Genomic DNA, 18,447 nt, shown 5'->3' with positions numbered 1-18,447 from the left:
ATATCACCCACGAGGAGCGATTAACCCAGCGAGAAACTTTGCTGCGCCTGTCAAAAATGGGGTTCTGCGGATGATGCTAGTTAACCGAATTGCCAGCCGCCATGTCGTGCTAGAATGAACGTTGTGAAGTTGCTCTCTCAAACTATCGAGCGTATCTGACAATCTGTTTATGCGAGCCAATCTGGTCTCATTTTCTAATCGAGTGGTCTCAAAGGCATTGGCAAGCTTCGCGTGTTCTTCTTGCGCTATTTGCAGCGAGGACCTAAGCGAGCTGATTTCTACCTTGTGACTGTGGAGAGCTTGGTTGGCTGCCTCAAGCAAGTCATCTTGTTCCTGGCGATCATTTGCGCAAGCACTTAAATCGTTTTGTGTTTTGCGTAGAAGGAATTCATCATCAATTACTTGCCAGTCGCTCGCATCGAAAAATCCGTAATATTGAATCTTTAGGTCAATAATGGTGTTGGAGCAAATTGCTAGAAAATACATTGGAGTGGCGGTGACACCGTCAAGTCTTTCCGTCCATTTCGGGACGTCTGCATAAGTCATCTTAAAGTCGTTGTTTGGCATTTTCCATTCTCCATGGCCGTCGATTTCAACGACATGCGAGGATGCTCCCGAAAATTGACCAAACAATTTGGTATGCTTAAACGTATTATTCAGCGCATCCTGAAATTCGGAAAATGCCAATTCTTTCAGATGATATGGATTATCATAGTTGAAGCGATTGCTATAATTCTCCTTATTTGGAGTGGATATTATCAACAAGCCGTTGCTCTTTAGCACTCGCTGCAATTCATTGATTGCGGCAATTGGGTCATCGACATGTTCTACTGTTTCAAAGCAGACGATTACGTCAAATGTGTCTGTATCGAAAGGCAAATGCGCAAGATCGCCAACTTCAAATTGAACATTGCGAATTTTTGCGTATTTGCGTTTCGCATAGGCAATCGCGTTGGCGGCAAGGTCCATGCCAATGATGTTTTTTGCCTTCTCGGCCATAATGGCGGTGCCATATCCTTCGCCAGATGCAATGTCCAACACTGCTTTCCCGCGTATAAATTGTGTCGCAAATGCGTAGCGGGCTAAGTGCTCCGCTGCGATACGTCCGCCCATGCCGGGTATATATCGCTCGCCATCGAATGGAAGCTCGATAATTTCTTCGACAGCTTGTTTAGAATCGCTTGAATTATTGCTTTTAGACATGGCGAAATTCCCATTTTTTCGGCTTGCTCAAGCAACTTTCATCTTGTGACGCGCTATAACGTTTTCGAGATACTCAAACAACTCTGCAGCTTGGTTGTCGAAACTTTGAATATTATCCTTATAGGGATTGGAATAGGTTTTGAGAAATTCTTGCTTCTGAATGACGTTTTCCATGGCGTTTTTCAAATGGATACTGTTATTTGAAATGGGGATAATGTCGCCATTTTCTCCAGGAACTATGTCTTCAGTTGCTCCCCCGGCTTCAGTTACAATCACCCAGACATCGCGTATCAGTGCTTCTCGAACGGTTAGTCCGAAGCTTTCTTTCCATTGTGACGGAAATAGAAGAACGTCTATTTGGGAAAAGAACTCATCGATTGTTTCTTGGGTGTAGGCCGGAACTACACGCACCGGATTCGAAGCGTTTAGTCCTTCTAAATCCACCGTGCTACGGCCTTGATTAAGGGTATTGTCTACAAGCACCAGCTCAACGTTGCATGGTGGTAAGTCCGAAAAAGCCTTTCGAACCAATTCATAACCTTTAATCGGAGTAGCTCCCCCGACGTAGCCAAATCTAATGCGGTCAGATGGGTGGCGCTTATAAGTTTGAAGTGGTTTTTTTATTCCGTTTTTATTTACCGAAATTCGCTCGGGCTCAAATCCATTTTGGATGTGAAGTTCTTTGAAATAAGCGCTTGGCGAGATTATCCCATCCGCTCGGTGGAGACACTCCAAGACAATTGCGCTGCGATCTCTGTTAAATTGGCTGTCCTGAACGCAGCTGGAGCAGATTTGGGGATCAATCCATTGTTGATTACAGAACTTGTTGTCACCGGTCACCATGAACTGCCGCTCACAAAGCCACCATGCATCGTGAAGGGTAACCGTATATGGGATATCAAAATCACTACAAGCGGTTGCCAACTCAACGCCCAGAGTTTGGATTGAATGCAGTTGTACGATGTCAGGTTTGATAGATTTCAGGACCTCTTTGAAAACCTGGCCCATTGTATAGTCCTTGATATCCATAAGACGGTTTCGGACTATTGGCACCTTTGCGGCAAAAACTGTGGCTCCCTTGGCGCTATATCGCACTAGGTCGTAGTCGCCTGCACTGGTATTTGACCAAGATGTGAAGATGTACACTTCAACATTTTTGTTAGCTGCGAAACGTTGCGCAATCTCCTCAACAACTATGGTCGCTCCTCCATACGATTGAGGAGAGAAGTAAATATTCGCAAGAAGTATTCTTGTAACATTTGGATTGGGACTGGCAAAGGTCGATACAAGTGAGGCCAATTGCTGGTTTGCGATGTTTTCCGGCGCGTATATCTGGCGGACCATGCGATAGGCATTTTCACCAATCTGAGAAGCTCTTACAGGATCATCCACGAGCGAGAGCAGGGCTTGTTCCCATTCAGTTGGACTTGAGGCTAGAAGGCCAGTTTCACCGTCGACGATAACAGAAGAGAAGGCCTCGGCGGGCGAGCATACAGTCGGAAGCCCCACAATCGACGCCTCAAGAAACTTAATGTTGCTTTTCGCGTTGTTGAAAATACTATTTTCTAGCGGGGCGATCGAAATATCCGCACTGGCGATAGTCTCTAAATAGCCTTCGAAGGTAGTGAACGGGATTCGCTCAATCCTATGGGCAAACCTGCCAAATCTGGATTCGATGTTTAGTTCGCCGATGATGCGAAGCTTGACGTTGGCACGCTTCGCAAGAACGTTATAAATAGCTTCACTGGCACACAAAAAGTCGACATCATGAGTTTTTGTGCCGGAACCATAGACGATGGTTACCCCGTCTTCGAAGGGCACCCGTTTTGTAACCTTGTCGCGGATATTTTCTGCTATTCTTATGGTGTCAGCATCCAACGCGTTTTCGATAACGTATGCCGGTCTGCCCGTAGTTTCGGTCATCACTTGGGCAATGACTTTCGTCGATCCTATTCCTTCATCGCAGAGAAGTAGCGCCTCGCGATATAGCTTCATCCCGTCCAACAGGCTGTTTCGGCTGTGAGAATCTAAACGCTGTAAATTCGTATTGGACGAATAGCCTTCCGGATCGAAGATTAGGTCATCAACTTCCCAAAATGTTCGTATCCCGAGGCGCTTACACTCGTTCGCCAGTAAGATGACATCCGGCACCGCAGGCACTCTATAAAATATTACTATCGGGTAGCTCTGAAGAAGGTTTCGGACTTTGTCGAAGTCCGTCCAATTGACAATCTTGGTTTCAATATCAAGTTCGGCAAACAATTCGGCTTTTTGGTCCACCCGATATTTTTTGCATTGGGGAATGGACATTTCCGCAACTATTAAAACGCGCCGAGTCATGAATTCAGATGCGCTGGGGCCTTCCGACACAGGATAAAACGTTGACAGGGCGGCTTTGCTTTCATCGGTAGCCGAGGACAAAAGCGACGCCCGTCTTTTTGCAATTAGGGACCATAATGTGCCATTTATTGCGAACCCGAAAATCCTCAACAAGGTTTTTCGTATGCCAAAGATGCGAACAGATTCTAACAGTTTTCTGCCGGCAAAATGCAGCACATTTGTTGCGCGTCGAATGTGCCCGGAAATTCCTTGCAAAGAATTCATCCCATTACCGGTAATGCGCGAACATATGGACTATTGGTGTGCTCCAATCACTGATGGCCAAAGTAAGCGTCTGCAACAGTTTGTGAATCCCCATCCATCTTTATCTTTCCGTGTTCCAACCAAACAATCCGGGTGCAATTTTTAAGGAGAAGTTCCCGAGAGTGACTAGCAATGATAAGAATTTTCGTCTCGTTGACGAGTCCCCGCAACCGCTCGTTTGCCTTGTTTTGAAAACTCTCGTCTCCTGCAGCGAGCCACTCGTCCATGATCAATATTTCGGGCTTGATGACTGTAGAAATCGAGAACGCTAGTCGCAATTGCATACCTGTCGAGTATGTCCTGACGGGCATATCCAGAAAGCTTCCTAATTCGGAAAACTCTTCGATCTCATTTTGCTTCTCGGCCATTTGTTTTTTTGAGAAGCCAAGAAGCGCCCCGCGTATGCCGATATTTTCCCTGCCAGTTGCCTCAGGATCGATACCCAGCGAAATATTAATTAAAGACGTGCATTTGCCGTTGATAGATATGCGGCCACCCGAAGGGTAATATACACCGCTCATCACCCGCAAAAGTGTGGTTTTTCCTGAGCCGTTGTGGCCGATAAGTCCAAGCCGATCGCCTTCTTTGAGGCTTATATTTATCGAATCCAAGCCTCGAATGACAACATGTCCTTCCGAGTTCGAGCCGATTGTCCCCCCGGTTGCCAGGCTCATAACCTGGTTCTTAAGTGATCTGCTTCTCGCGTTATAAATAGGGAAATCTACAGTAACATCTTCAAGAGACATGGAAGTCATGTTTACCTTCACAATTTCATTCATAGTTCTGATTAGAGCCAGTACGTCACGCGTGAGCGAAACCGGTTCAGGAATAACATCGCAACTGCCCAACCTATGACAGCCATGGCGGACACAACGCCCCAGTTTAATGCGCTACCGGTACTTCCGAGCAACGGCTCACGTATGACGCTGATGAGGTGATAGAAGGGATTGAAGTCCAAAATGAGTAGCGATTTATCGGCAGGCAGTTGATGCGGTTGCCACATGATGGGGGTAACATACATTCCCACTTGCATGATGTTTTGTATGATTTGCGTCAGGTCGCGATAACGGGTGCAGACTATTGACAGGATTACCATCATCCAGAGCAGATTTATCGAAACGAGTGCGAATCCTGGAATCACTAGAAGCGCTTCCCATCCAAAGAATTTTCCGAATATTAAAAGGATGACCGGAAGAATTATGATATTGTGGAAGAGGATTATGGAGTTTCGCCACCAGGTTCTGAGAATATATGTGAAGAACGGCAGGGGCAACTGCAACATCGTGTCGGAGTTTGATATGAAACTGACACAGCCTTCGTTGATGAGCTGAGAATAGTATCCCCACATAATCAGGCCCACGCAGATGAAGGGCAGAAACTCCGACATCGGGGATCGGAAGATTGTGCCGAAAACCAGGCCAAGAGCTGCGATTAACACGCCCATATTGATGGTTAGCCAAAAGGCGCCCACACTTGATCGTCGATAACGTTGAGCGACATCCTGCCAACCTAATAGTGCTGCAAGCCGAAAATTGCCGACGGCGCTGGTTATGTCTTCCCAGGCCGTTATCTTCTGCGAATTGGCTATAGTCATATGGAAGCGCGTCTTTCTGTCATTTAAAGCGAGGGTAGTGGCGCTGGCTATATACCGAAAATCACGGCAATTCCATGAGGAGATTAAATTTCTAAATGCTCGTGGCAACTGTTCCCACTTGGAGTGTGGCCCTGAAGCCTCCACATTTTGTGCTGCTTCGCGGGTGTCAAAGTGTTGGTGCCGCGGCGGATGCGTGTCAAAAGAGGTCGCGGGCAAGAAACTCATAGGCCGATTGCTGGATTAGGATGAACCCAAATAAAAGGGGACTGGTCCATTGCCGTCACATGATGATCCGCTTTTGCAACCCTATCAGCTGAAACATTTGCGGCTTAAAAACCGCATCATGTCGACCAGTCATGAGCCTGCCTATTCAGAAGATGGCATGCCGAAGCAGCGGTACAGGCTTTATCATACGGAAAAGGCAAAGGGCGGCATTGCGCTGACGATGACCGCTGGTTCGGCTGTCGTGTCGCGGGAATCGCCGCCTGCTTTCGGTAATCTGCACGCCTATAACGATGAGATCGTGCCGTGGTTGCGCGAATTGACAGATGATTGTCATGAGCACGGTGCTGCCGTGATGATACAGCTTACACATCTTGGCCGCCGCACCAGCTGGAACAAGGCCGATTGGCTGCCCGTCATATCAGCATCACCCATACGCGAGCCAGCCCACCGCGCTTTTCCCAAAGAGGCCGAGGACTGGGATATTGAACGGATCATCATGGATTATGCTTCTGCGGCGCAGCGCATGCAGGCAGCCGGATTGGATGGCATTGAGTTCGAGGCATATGGCCATCTTATGGATGGTTTCTGGTCGCCCGCCACGAATAAACGAGGAGACGAATATGGCGGTTCGCTGGATAATCGTCTGCGTTTTACATGGTTGGTGATCGATGCTGTACGCAAAGCTGTCGGATCGGATTTCATCGTCGGCATTCGCATGGTTGCGGATGAAGATTGGGAGCAGGGGCTTTCAAAACAGGAAGGTATGGAGATTGCCCGGCGTATCGCAGCATCGGGAAAGTTTGATTTTCTGAATATTATTCGTGGTCATATCGATACGGATGCGGCGCTGAATGAAGTGATTCCCATTCAGGGCATGCGCTCTTCCCCGCATCTCGATTTTGCCGGAGATGTTCGCGAGGCGACAAAGTTTCCTGTGTTTCATGCGGCCAGAATTGCCGATGTTGCCACTGCCAGACATGCGGTTGCCGAAGGTAAGCTGGATATGGTGGGGATGACACGTGCTCATATCGCTGACCCGCATATCGTACGTAAAATAATGGCAGGCGAAGAACATCGTATAAGGCCGTGTGTTGGAGCGACCTATTGCCTTGATCGCATTTACGAGGGCGGAGAGGCGTTGTGTATTCACAATGCTGCAACAGGCCGCGAGATTTCAATGCCGCATATGATTTCCAAAGCCAGCCAAAGCAAGTCGGTGGTTGTCGTAGGAGCAGGTCCCGCAGGACTTGAAGTGGCACGCGTTGCAGCTGAGGCTGGCCACAGGGTCGAAATACTCGAGGCTGCTGATAAAGCGGGCGGCCAAGTGATGTTGGCTTCAAAAAACCCCCGCCGTAAGGAAATGATCGGCATTGTTGATTGGCGTCTTGCCGAGCTTGAGCGCCTCGGTGTTCCGCTGCAATACAATATATGGGCTGAGGCTAATGATATTATATCTCTTGATCCGGATATTGTCGTTATCGCAACGGGTGGACTGCCACAGAACCCGCCACTTGCTGCCGGGGACGATCTGGTTACGTCGAGCTGGGATATTTTGGCTGGATCCGTGAAACCCGGTGAAAATGTCCTGCTCTACGACGATAATGGCGGGCACCAAGGTATGAGTGCGGCTGAAGTCATCGCGCAAGGTGGTTCAAAGCTGGAGCTGGTTAGTCCAGAGCGCTTTTTCGCGCCAGAGATGGGAGGCATGAATCACGTGCCCTATATGCGCGTGTTTCAACAGCAAGGCGTGCGCGTGACGATCAATACTCGGCTGTTGTCGGTTAAGCGCCTTGGCAATCAACTCATCGCCATATTGGGCTCTGATTACGCACCAGACTATCGGGAAGAAAGAACGGTCGACCAGGTGGTTGTCGAACATGGCACATTGCCCATTGATGATCTCTACCGCGAATTGAAGCCGCTTTCGCGCAATGGTGGTGCGGTTGATTATGACAGGCTGGTCAATGGCGGAGCGATTTTCCCGGTTCGTTCGGAGGGGCAATTCGATCTTTTGCGCATTGGCGATGCCGTTCATGCCCGCAACATTCATGCGGCGATCTATGACGGCCTGCGTTACGCAACACGCTTTTAGGGTCCGGACCCTAGAATGGAGGGCAGCGACCAAGCCGCTGCCCCCTATTTTCTGGGTTAGTTGATTTCAGCTTTTACCTTTTCGGCCACTTCAGCGCTGACCCATTTGGTCCAGATCGCTTCATTGTTCTTCAGGAAGTGCTTTGCACCATCTTCGCCTGTCGCCTGATTGTCTGTCATCCAGGCGAGCAGTTCGTTGACCGTTTTGTTGTCCCAGGAGCGGGCTTTCAAATAATCCATGATGGGGCCGGCATTTTCGCTGAACTTCTTGGTAACGACTGTGTCGACCTCGGCGATTTCCCAATCATTTTTCTTCGGGTCAGGACAATCGGCAACCGTGTTGCAGCGCTTCCATTCGGCAGCATCAAATTTCACGCCATGATCCAGTTTGACCATCGCATATTTGCCAAGAAGGGCTGTCGGTTCCCAGTAATATCCGACCCAACCTTCCTTGCGTTCATATGCCTTAGCCAGTGAGCCATCAAGACCGGCGGCCGATCCTGTGTCCACGAGCGTGAAGCCTTTCTTTTCGGCATCATAGGCCTTGAAGAACTGGGCGGTTGCCACAGTACCGCCCCAGCCGGGAGGTCCGTTGAATACCGCGCCTTTTGTCTTGTCTTCGGGAGCGGGGAAAAGTTCCGGATGCTTAAGCGCATCATCGATTGTTTTAATATCGGGATGAGCGTCAGCCAAATATTTTGGAATCCACCAACCCTGCACGCCGCCATCCGATAGCGACTTGGAAGCATAGACAAGTTTGCCGTCGGCTACGGCCTTGTCCATGATATCGCGCATGAAATCGATCCAACCTTCGGGCGCAATGTCCGGCTGTCCCTTTTCCGTCATGGAAGTGAGGGTTGGAATAGTGTCGCCTTGCACAACGTCTGCGTTGCACCCATAGCCAGCATTGAGGATGATCTTGTCGAGATTAGCGAGAACCTCCGCCGACTGCCAGTTCATGCTGGCAATGGTGACATCGCCGCATTCCGCAGCGGATGCGTTGCTGACCGCGCCGAGTAGCGCCAATCCCATAACGCTGCTCAATAAGAGTGATTTCATCAAAGTACCCCTTCATTTTTTATTTTAATTCTGGCTTGGAAATTATGGGCATTCGCCATTGACCGGATGCTGTGAGCAGCGCCCGGTTGTGATTGCACGTGCTCGATGCAGGAATGAACCATAGGGCGAGGATAGTACCGCAACACACAGCCAAGAAGCTTGGATGCGGCAAGTCGTATATTGTCTGCGACATCAAATATATTCAGCCACAGCGGGCCTTGCCATCGTCTGATTGATGGTCAGAATGGAGAAAAGTTCGGTTAGCAGGAGGATGATCTATGCTCGACAAACGCAAATTCTATATCAATGGTGAATGGGTCGATCCGCTGCAACCAAATGATCTGGAAGTGCTTAATCCGGCAACGGAAAAGCCGATTGCCGTTATTTCAATGGGGACTGCGGCGGATGTTGATCGTGCAGTCGCAGCGGCAAAGAAAGCCTTTGAAAGTTACAGCCGGACGTCGGTAGAGGAACGGCTGGCGTTACTCGAAAAACTGCTGGCAGTTTACCGACGTCGTTATGATGAGATGGCACGGACGATCACGCTGGAACTGGGCGCTCCGATTACAATGAGCACGCAGCAGCAGGCCGATGTTGGTGTGGGACATCTTCAGGGCTTTATAGATGCCCTCAAAAGCATTCATATGCGAGAGGATTTGCCCAATGGCGACCTGCTGGTACGTGAGCCAATCGGCGTTTGCGGGCTGATTACGCCATGGAACTGGCCGGTGAATCAAATTGCATTGAAGGTCATTCCAGCTCTGGCGACAGGCAGCACCTGCGTATTGAAACCAAGTGAGTTCACGCCGCTTAATGCGATGCTCTATGCGGAAATGGTGCATGAGGCAGGATTTCCGGCCGGAACTTTCAATCTCATCAATGGTGATGGGCCTTCAGTCGGTGCTGCGCTTTCAAAGCACAAGGACGTCGACATGATGTCATTCACCGGTTCCACGCGCGCTGGCATCGCCGTCAGCAAGGATGCGGCAGATACCGTAAAGCGTGTCACGCTGGAACTGGGGGGCAAATCTCCCAATATTGTATTTGAGGATGCAGACCTTGAAGACCGGGTTTCCAGTAGCGTGTTTGAGTGCTTCAACAATAGCGGTCAATCATGTGATGCGCCGACGCGTATGCTCGTGCAGCGCTCGGTCTATGACAAGGTTGTGAAAATTGCGGAAGAAACCGGAAAGCAAGCACGCGTTGGCAATCCGGAAGAGGAGGGCGACCATATCGGCCCACTTGTCAGCAATGTTCAGTATGGCCGCGTCCAAAGTCTGATCGAGGCCGGTATTGCAGAAGGCGCTCGTGTATTGGTTGGCGGCGCTGGCAAGCCGAAAGGATATGAGACCGGCTATTTCGTGCAACCAACCATTTTTGCCGACGTGAATAATGACATGCGCATCGCCAAGGAAGAAGTGTTCGGTCCGGTTCTGGCGCTAATCCCGTTCGACACGGAAGAAGAAGCTATCGCGATTGCCAATGACACGCCCTATGGCCTTGCGGCCTATGTGCAGACGGGAGATGCAAAGCGGGCGGAACGGGTTGCGTCACGCCTCAAGGCGGGAATGGTGCATATCAATGGTGGCCCCCATCGCTATGGCAGCCCGTTTGGTGGCTACAAGCAATCCGGTAACGGGCGCGAGGGTGGAAAATTCGGGCTTGAGGATTTTCTGGAAGTCAAAACAATCCACAGGCCATAGGCAAATCGGGTTGGCTGGTAGGACATCCTTCAGCCAACCAGTTTTTCATCTATTTCAATGAGATAGGGCTTTTCGCTCTCTTTTGCCGCTAAAAGAGCGGAAGGCAGCTCATTGATATTGCTGAGCCGCTTTGAAGGCAGACCATAGGCTTCAGCGATCTTGATATAATCTGGAGCCGAGGGGCGGACGCCAACCGGATTGATATTGACCTCAACCATTGCGCGTTCGATTTCTTGATAGCCCTGATTGTTCCAGACGATGAATATAACGGGGACTTGTTCGTCAATTGCAGCGCCAAGTTCGCCGAGAACAAACTGAAACCCCCCATCGCCGACAATACAAATCGTCGTGGTGTCTGGCTTGCCTAATGCCGCACCAATTGCTGCGGGAGGACCGAACCCAAGCGCGCCAAAGCCTGTAGCTGCATTGAACCAGCCGCCTACGCGGTCGTGGTCGTAATACATATTGCCGGAATAGATGGTCTGGGTGGAATCACCCACGATCAATGAATTGGGCAATGTATCGCGCAGTATATTCAAAAACCGCACTTGGCCTTGTGTGCGGGTACCAATGTCAGCCCATGCACTCTCGCGGGCCTTGCGCGCGCGATCTTCACCGGATTGAGCATTGCGACGTTCCGGCAATGCCTCAGCCAATTTCTCAACCGTTTCCTTGGCTGAGGCTTCTATTGGCAGAAATGCCGGCCAGCGATCGAGCTGGCTCGCATCAATATCGATACGGACAAAGCGCGTCAGTTCGGGAAAGCCACCGTCGCCATACATGTCATAATCGGTCGGACCCATTTCTGTGCCGATGGCAATCACAAGGTCACTGTCGGCGATAAGCTCCCGCACTGCCTTAAGGCTGGGGCTGGCAGGGATAAGCAAAGGGTGATCATGCATGATGCCGCGTGCATTGGTCGTCGCGACGACCGGCGCATCGAGCTTTTCGGAAAGTTCTACCAGGCCGTCCGCAGCTGCTTTCGCGCCGCCGCCTATGAGGAGTACCGGACGCTGTGCATTGAGACACAGGCGGGTTAATTCCACCATTGTCTCAGTAGATGCCTGTGGAATTGGAGCATCGGAGAGCAGGCGTGACGCATTTTCCAGCGGAAGGGCCATGATATCGAGCGGAATTTCGATGTGAACAGGGCCGGGCCGTCGGGATGCGAACAAGGCAAAAGCCCTTGCCAGAACAATCGGAAGCTCGTCCGGCTGTTCAATGCGATGCGAGAACATGGCGACGGTTTGCAACATGGCGCGTTGATTGGGCAGTTCATGCAGAAAACCCATGCCCTTGCCGAGCGATTCGCGCTGATTTACCCCGGAAATGACCAGCATCGGAATGGAGTCCGCCCGTGCCTGTCCCATCGCCGTGATCGTGTTGGTGATGCCAGGACCGGTGATTACAAATGCAACGCCCGGTTTGCCCGTAGCCCGCGCGTAACCATCGGCCATAAAGCCAGCACCTTGCTCGTGGCGCGGTGTGATATGGCGTATTTTGGATCCGGCAAGCCCACGGTAGAGTTCTATCGTATGGACGCCAGGAATGCCGAAAACCGTGTCGACATCATAAGATTCGAGCAGTTGAACCAGAGCTTCACCGACAGTGGTCATGCGGATTTCCGTTGTTGCAAGCGGGAAGCGAGGCGGACAATACCGGCGCAAGCAGCGTCAATCTTGTCTTCAGCAACGCTGAGGCTGAGGCGAAGATAGCCGGAAAGGTTTTCGCCAAAGGATTCACCCGGCATGACAGCAACAAGCTCTTCTTCCAGCAAGCGCATGGCAAAATCTTGCCCTGAAAGGCCCGTTGCCCGGATGTCGACCAGAATGAACATGCCAGCTTGTGGTGGTTTGGCGAAGATTCCTGCTACCCCATCGAGACGCTCGGAAATCATTTGCGCGCGGTGCAAAAAGTTTGCCTTCATGATTGCGGCAGCAGCTGCCGGTTGGCTGAGCGCATAGGCTGTCATGTCCGCGATGAATGGCTGAACGCCAAAAAGGATCGATTCCGACAATGGCAATAGCTTTTGCGTAAACTCTTTTGGTCCAACACACCATCCACTGCGGAAGCCGGGGGCCGCATGCGATTTGGAGATCGATGCGACGGCAACTGTCCGGTCTGCCAGCTCTGGTCTATCCAAGGGAGAGGCGAATTTGCCGTCGAAAATCAGCAGCTCGTACACCTCGTCGGAGACGATCCAGAGATTGTGCTTGCGGCAGACTTCACCAATTTCTGCAACTTCCTTCTCGCTTAATACAGCTCCAGTTGGATTATGCGGCGTATTGAGCAAGAGGACTTTGGCGTTTGGCGTAATCACCTTTTCAAGATCAGACGCCTGCATGCGAAAACCTTTTTCCGGACGAAGCGGCACTGAAACACGAGTGGCGCCGGTGGCGCGCACCACGCCGTCATAAGTCGCATAAAGGGGATCACCGGTGATAATCTCGTCGCCTTCTTCAGCCAGTCCCAGCATGACCAGCGAGAGCGCTGTCTGTGTGCCGGGAAAGCACATGATATTATCCGGATTAATCTGCCGACCAGTGCGGGCGGTATATTTTTTTGACAGTTCAGCAAGAACCGCAGGCTCGCCGCGGCCATTCGAATAGCCGGTGCGGCCCGAACGCATCGCGCTTTCGGCCACGTCCATCATGTCGGTTGGAGTAGGAATATCAGGTTCACCAATGGTCAATTCGATGATCTCGGCACCGGCGTGTTTCATCTCACGCGCACGCATATGCACGGCCCATTTATCTGAGCCTAATCCGGCCAGACGATCAGTAACAGACGCAAAGCGCATCATATCGCGCCTCCTTTGGTGCTAAGTGAAATTCCAAGAACCGCCTCGATAGCGGCAATGCCGGTTTCCGCCAACTCCCCGTCGGCAAAAATATCGCCGGCCAAACATCCTTCAAGCCATAACCCGTCGATGATGGCGTTGATAGCTATAGCATATCGCCTTGTTATCGAGCCGTCGGCAGGCTTGGAGGTGGCAAGCAAGGCGTCACGAATAAGCGCTTCCAGCTCATCGCGAAACCCCAAATAGCCGTCACGGTGTGCAGCTGCCATTGCGGGATCTGCGTGAACGAGACCGATAAAGCCGGCCCAGAGCGACAGATTATGGGGGTCCATAATTGGCGTGCCCAGATTGGCGGTCACGAATGCACTAAGACGGGCGCGGGGGTCCGAGTCCGCGTTCTTCAGCGCATCGCTAGCCTGCACAGTCATGCGACTCATCACCGCCCTGTACGCCGCGCCGATCAAATCATCTTTGACCGGAAAATAATAACGGATCAGCCCCGGAGTAACATCAGCACGCAATGCAATTTCACGCACCGTCGCACCGGCAAGTCCACGTTCCGCCACACATTCGAGCGTTGCCGCGATAAGGTCCTCGCGGCGTTTGTCTTCACCCTCGCGGCGAAAGCTCTTGCGTGTGGCGCTCTGTGTTTTCATTGACGCCAGACAGGGCGGGTGAGGCAAGTAGGGCCGCCTTCACAGGCGATGCACAGTGCATCCGCGTCGAATGTCGTAACGGTGCAACCGGCAGCTTCCATTGCGGCCTTGGTCTTCTCAAATCCGGCCACTGCTATTACTTCGTAAGGAGCGGTGGGGAGGACATTGAGATTAAGACCATTGCTTGCCGCAAACTCTTCTTCCGGTGCCACAACGAGACGAATGCCGCGCTCTTTCAGGAGCTGGTAGAATGCGGCTGGCAAAAGAGGCAAATGGACCAACGCCAAATCTTCCGCGAGCGGTGAAATGATCGACATGAGATGCAAGCAGGCTTCCTCGCCCTGCCAAAGTGGCAAGTCAAAGCCCAGAACAGCAATGCCTAGCGGCTCAAGAATTGCACGAAGCTGATCAATACCCGACTGATTGGTGCGAACGCCACGGCCGACTGCAAGCGTTTTGCTATCCACCCACACGCAATCACCACCTTCGACGGTGCCCGGCGCTTCAATACGGCCAAGGACCGGCACATTCATCTCGCGATAGGTTTCCTCGTGAAGATCGGTTTCATCTAGCCGCAGACTTTTACCCATGCGCAAGAGAACAGCACCCTTGTCGGTTACGAGCGATGGATCGTGGGTGAAGATGGAGTCTGAAAGCCCGTCATTGCCGTCACGAATCCAGGTAATATCGGCACCTGATTTTGCGACCAGATCTGCAAACACACTGTGCTGCTCAGACGCCTTGCGTGGATCAAACTGAGGTCCATAGTGCCAGACATCGCGCTCGGCACCGGCCATAACGCGATCGGGCAGACGCATGATGACGCGTTTCAAGGGAAGGGCCATGGATTGGGAACCGAATGCGCTCATGCCGGATGCTCTCAAAAAATTGCAACTTCCAGTATTTATACGCTTGCATAATTAGAGCGCAAGTGGTGTGATGCGGTTAATTCAGGCAAATTAGACCTGTGCTGACAAAAGAGGCGGATTGAGATTGTCATGAGTGATTCTGCACGACCAAGACAGACTGGAGCTCCCGCATGACGGTGAGCGATGCGGTTTTAACGGACCCGCTCCAACCGCAGTCAGCTGAGCAGGCTGAAGCCATTCATGTGTGGAATTTACATAAGCGCTTTGGTTCGCTTGAGGTACTCAAGGGCGTTTCCATGACTGCCAGAGATGGCGATGTCGTTGCATTGATCGGTGGTAGCGGTTCCGGCAAATCCACCTTTCTGCGCTGCATCAATTTTCTCGAAAACCCCACAAGCGGCGTTATACGCATCAATGGCGAAGACATTGAAATGGTCAGCGACGGGGTGGGTGGGCAATATCCTGCCAATCGCCGCCAGATCGAGCGTATTCGTAGCCGTCTGGGAATGGTCTTTCAAAACTTCAACCTCTGGCAGCATATGACACTGTTGCAGAACGTCATCGAAGTGCCAGTGCATGTGCTTGGCGTGAAACGCGATGAAGCGATTGCCGTGGGCGAACAACTTCTTGAGCGTGTTGGGCTGTCTGCCAAACGTGATGTTTATCCTGCTTATCTGTCCGGCGGCCAGCAGCAACGCGGCGCTATTGCCCGTGCGTTGGCTATTCAGCCGCGTGTCATGTTGTTTGACGAACCAACCTCAGCGCTTGATCCCGAACTTGTCGGCGAAGTCCTGAAAGTGATTGCGGATCTGGCCAAGGAAGGCCGGACAATGCTTCTCGTTACGCACGAGATGAAGTTTGCGCGCGAAGTGGCAAGCCATGTCATGTACCTGCACAACGGCATTGTCGAGGAAGAGGGACCACCGGAAGATTTGTTCGGATCACCAAAATCAGAACGTTTAAAACAGTTTATCCGAACTGTCTCATAAACTGAATCAATAATACGGGGAATAATCCCGGGGAACAGCAAGAGTGGAGATAATGATGAAGACACTATTGAAATCAACAGTTGCGGCCTTTGTTATTCTGGCCGGATTGGGCGTGGCAAATGCTGAAACAATCAAGGTTGGCATTGCGGCAGAGCCATATCCGCCATTCGCCTCGCCGGACGCATCGGGCAAATGGCAGGGCTGGGAGGTCGACATTGCCATGGCGCTTTGTGAAGAAGCGAAACTGGATTGTGTTATTACTCCGGTCTCGTGGGATGGCATTATTCCGGCTCTGACGACCAAGAAGATCGACATTATCACCGCTTCAATGTCGATCACGGCTGAACGCGAAAAGACAATCGATTTCTCGGATAAATATTACAACACGCCGACTGTTATCCTGGGCTCAAAAGACATCAAGATGGAGCCTACGCCGGAAGGGTTGAAAGACAGGATTATCGGTGTGCAGGTTTCGACAGTACACCAGGTCTACGTGAAGAAGCATTTCGCTGGCACGGCAGCTGAGATCAAGGAATATCAGACACAGGACGAGGCCAATCAGGATCTTGCGGCCGGTCGTATTGATGCGACACAGGCAGATGCGCTGGCACTGGAAACCTTTGCGGCAACGGATGCCGGAAAAGCGTGCTGTGAAATCAAAGGCAAGGTTGCCGACGATCTCGAAGTGTTGGGACCTGGCGTCGGTGTTGGTTTGCGTAAGGGCGATACGGCACTCAAGGAAAAAATGAATGCCGCGATCAAAGGCATTCGCGCTAATGGCAAATATGACGAAATCTCAAAGAAGTATTTCAACTTCGATATGTATGGTGGCTAATATGCCTTTGGCCGGGCGGGTATGACCCGCCCGGATTATCTTGCAGAACTGCGCTGATAGCGCTGAATCGAGGACGGCTTGGCCGACGTGTCGATTATTCCTGAAACACTATCGCAGATGCTGACATTGCTTTCTCCCAGCCCACCCGGCTGGGGTGGTAATCTGCTCCGCGGGCTTGTGCACTCACTGCAGATCGCATTGGGAGCATTTGGTATGGGGCTGATAATCGGCACTCTGGGTGCATATGGGAAGCTTTATGGATCGCCCTTGGTTCGGGATCTGGCCGGGATTTACACAACCATCGTCCGGGCAGTGCCGGAACTCGTATTGATCCTGCTGCTCTATTATGCGGGTACCGACCTTATCAATCGCATTCTTGAGATGGCCGGATATCAACGTATTGATATTAGCGGCTTGGTGGCCGGCATAGTCGTGCTTGGTTTCGTGCAGGGTGCCTATGCTACCGAAGTGTTGCGCGGTGCCATAAAGGCGATTCCTTATGGGGAGATAGAAGCAGCTCGCGCCTATGGCATGTCTCCAATATTGATGATGCGCCGCATAACGCTTCCCTCAATGCTGCCTTATGCTTTGCCAGGTCTGGCCAATCTCTGGCTGATAGCCACCAAGGATACGGCGTTACTTGCTGTTGTCGGTTTTAGTGAATTGACGCTGGAAACCCGGCAAGCCGCAGGAACGACCAAAGCATATTTCCTGTTCTTTATGGCTGCGGGGGTGCTCTATCTGCTCACCACGCTTTTCTCCAATCTCATAGTTGGGCGAATTGAGAAATGGGCGCGGCGTGGTATGCCGTCGGTCAGGGAGGCAGGGTAATGTCCAACCTGACTGTTGATACGAAAATTGAAATCCCCCTTGAGACCTTTCCCATTCATAAGGATGCGGACCCCGATCGACCGCGTGAGTGGATGCAGCCGCACCGGATTGTTCTGATATTGATCGGTCTGGCGCTCGTGGCATCCGCGATATTCTTTCTGCGCTGGGATTGGTTGCCCAATTATGGCGGACTTATTCTCCAAGGATTATGGCGCACCATCTGGATATTATGCGTCACAGTGTTTCTCGGCTTTCTGCTGGCGGTTCCGCTGGGTCTCGCGCAAGCTGCAGGGCCTGCCATTCTCGCTGTTCCAGCACGCTGGTTTTGCACGATCATTCGCGGAACGCCGCTTCTCCTGCAGCTTTGGCTCCTTTACTACGGATTGGGGTCACTTTTCCCTCAATATCCCTGGATACGCGGATCAGAGCTTTGGCCGTATTTGAGGCAGGCATGGCCCTATGCGGTGCTTGCCCTTACGCTGTCTTATGCGGGCTATGAAGGTGAGGTCATGCGCGGTGCTTTTGCCGGTGTGCCCAAGGGACAATTGGAAGCTGCACGGGCGTTTGGAATGCGCCGATTCACGATATTAAGGCGCATCTGGCTTCCACAAGCTATTCATCGTGCTCTGCCAACACTTGCGGGCGAGGCGGTGTTGCAGCTGAAATCCACGCCTCTTGTAGCAACGATTACCGTCGTGGACCTTTATTCGGTGGCGTCGCGGATTCGCCAGGATACGTTCATCACCTATGAACCGCTGCTTTTGCTGGCGGCGGGCTACCTGATCATAACCGGAATAATTGTCTTCCTGTTCAGGCGTTTGGAACGGCTTGTTCCCTCTCGCCTTGGCTGACGAATATACTGATGTTTGACGCAAATGGCGGGACTTATGTCGCAAGTGTTTGGTGTGTTGTCGTGAGCAAATGCGCATAGTGTGAGCATAAGGGAACG

Annotated in this window: 15 protein-coding genes; 6 read left to right on the top strand and 9 right to left on the bottom strand. The window is 51.5% G+C overall.

Annotated elements, in window-relative coordinates:
• Positions 1-3: 3 nt before the first annotated feature.
• Genes V9K95_RS01615 through V9K95_RS01600 form a run of 4 tightly spaced genes read right to left on the bottom strand, consistent with a single transcriptional unit; the run spans position 4 to position 5,665 of the window.
• Entirely contained in the window at positions 4-1,203 is a 1,200-nt protein-coding gene (locus V9K95_RS01615; protein WP_336440025.1) for a class I SAM-dependent methyltransferase, read from the bottom strand.
• Positions 1,204-1,230: 27 nt separating this feature from the next.
• Positions 1,231-3,807: a glycosyltransferase gene (locus V9K95_RS01610; RefSeq protein WP_336440026.1), complete on the bottom strand. Its 2,577-nt coding sequence runs from the start codon at positions 3,805-3,807 to the stop codon at positions 1,231-1,233.
• A gap of 47 nt (positions 3,808-3,854) precedes the next feature.
• Positions 3,855-4,601, bottom strand: coding sequence for an ABC transporter ATP-binding protein (locus tag V9K95_RS01605; RefSeq protein ID WP_115053288.1), 747 nt, complete (start codon positions 4,599-4,601; stop codon positions 3,855-3,857).
• A 32-nt stretch (positions 4,602-4,633) separates the two neighbouring features.
• Complete coding sequence (locus tag V9K95_RS01600; RefSeq protein WP_336440027.1) at positions 4,634-5,665, bottom strand: ABC transporter permease; 1,032 nt, start codon at positions 5,663-5,665, stop codon at positions 4,634-4,636.
• A 49-nt stretch (positions 5,666-5,714) separates the two neighbouring features.
• Here V9K95_RS01600 and V9K95_RS01595 point away from each other — a divergent pair, with 49 nt between their 5' ends.
• Complete coding sequence (locus tag V9K95_RS01595; protein ID WP_336440028.1) at positions 5,715-7,757, top strand: NADH:flavin oxidoreductase; 2,043 nt, start codon at positions 5,715-5,717, stop codon at positions 7,755-7,757.
• A 56-nt stretch (positions 7,758-7,813) separates the two neighbouring features.
• On the opposite strand, the gene V9K95_RS01590 is transcribed toward V9K95_RS01595, so the two are convergent.
• A complete protein-coding gene (locus tag V9K95_RS01590) occupies positions 7,814-8,815 on the bottom strand; it encodes a glycine betaine ABC transporter substrate-binding protein (protein WP_115052948.1) in 1,002 nt (333 codons plus the stop codon).
• A 278-nt stretch (positions 8,816-9,093) separates the two neighbouring features.
• On the opposite strand from V9K95_RS01590, the gene V9K95_RS01585 reads away from it, so the two are divergent.
• Positions 9,094-10,518: an aldehyde dehydrogenase family protein gene (locus V9K95_RS01585; protein ID WP_336440029.1), complete on the top strand. Its 1,425-nt coding sequence runs from the start codon at positions 9,094-9,096 to the stop codon at positions 10,516-10,518.
• A gap of 29 nt (positions 10,519-10,547) precedes the next feature.
• On the opposite strand, the gene V9K95_RS01580 is transcribed toward V9K95_RS01585, so the two are convergent.
• From V9K95_RS01580 to V9K95_RS01565, 4 genes are read right to left on the bottom strand one after another with little or no spacing between them, the layout of a single operon-like run.
• Positions 10,548-12,134 carry a 5-guanidino-2-oxopentanoate decarboxylase gene (locus tag V9K95_RS01580; RefSeq protein WP_336440030.1) on the bottom strand — a complete coding sequence of 529 codons (1,587 nt, stop codon included), beginning with the start codon at positions 12,132-12,134 and terminating at the stop codon, positions 10,548-10,550.
• Entirely contained in the window at positions 12,131-13,318 is a 1,188-nt protein-coding gene (locus V9K95_RS01575) for a pyridoxal phosphate-dependent aminotransferase (RefSeq protein WP_336440217.1), read from the bottom strand. The genes V9K95_RS01580 and V9K95_RS01575 overlap by 4 nt, the downstream gene beginning before the upstream one ends.
• On the bottom strand, positions 13,318-13,974 hold the full coding sequence (locus tag V9K95_RS01570; protein ID WP_115052952.1) for a TetR/AcrR family transcriptional regulator: 657 nt from the start codon (positions 13,972-13,974) through the stop codon (positions 13,318-13,320). Before V9K95_RS01570 ends, V9K95_RS01575 begins: the two co-directional genes overlap by 1 nt.
• Positions 13,971-14,843, bottom strand: a complete 873-nt coding sequence (locus V9K95_RS01565) for a dimethylarginine dimethylaminohydrolase family protein (RefSeq protein ID WP_307285351.1) — start codon at positions 14,841-14,843, stop codon at positions 13,971-13,973. Before V9K95_RS01565 ends, V9K95_RS01570 begins: the two co-directional genes overlap by 4 nt.
• A 170-nt stretch (positions 14,844-15,013) precedes the next feature.
• Between V9K95_RS01565 and V9K95_RS01560 the strand changes: the two genes are divergently transcribed.
• From V9K95_RS01560 to V9K95_RS01545, 4 genes are all read left to right on the top strand, one after another.
• Positions 15,014-15,832, top strand: coding sequence for an ATP-binding cassette domain-containing protein (locus V9K95_RS01560; protein ID WP_115052954.1), 819 nt, complete (start codon positions 15,014-15,016; stop codon positions 15,830-15,832).
• Positions 15,833-15,884: 52 nt separating this feature from the next.
• Positions 15,885-16,667: a transporter substrate-binding domain-containing protein gene (locus V9K95_RS01555; protein ID WP_370878825.1), complete on the top strand. Its 783-nt coding sequence runs from the start codon at positions 15,885-15,887 to the stop codon at positions 16,665-16,667.
• 117 nt (positions 16,668-16,784) lie between these two features.
• Positions 16,785-17,498 carry an ABC transporter permease subunit gene (locus V9K95_RS01550; RefSeq protein WP_162802511.1) on the top strand — a complete coding sequence of 238 codons (714 nt, stop codon included), beginning with the start codon at positions 16,785-16,787 and terminating at the stop codon, positions 17,496-17,498.
• Positions 17,499-17,590: 92 nt separating this feature from the next.
• On the top strand, positions 17,591-18,349 hold the full coding sequence (locus V9K95_RS01545; protein ID WP_115053290.1) for an ABC transporter permease: 759 nt from the start codon (positions 17,591-17,593) through the stop codon (positions 18,347-18,349).
• Positions 18,350-18,447 lie beyond the last annotated feature (98 nt).

This window comes from Phyllobacterium sp. CCNWLW183 (genome assembly GCF_037203775.1).
GTDB classification, from domain to species: Bacteria; Pseudomonadota; Alphaproteobacteria; order Rhizobiales; family Rhizobiaceae; genus Phyllobacterium; species Phyllobacterium ifriqiyense.
This window is presented reverse-complemented; position numbering and strand designations above follow the sequence as displayed.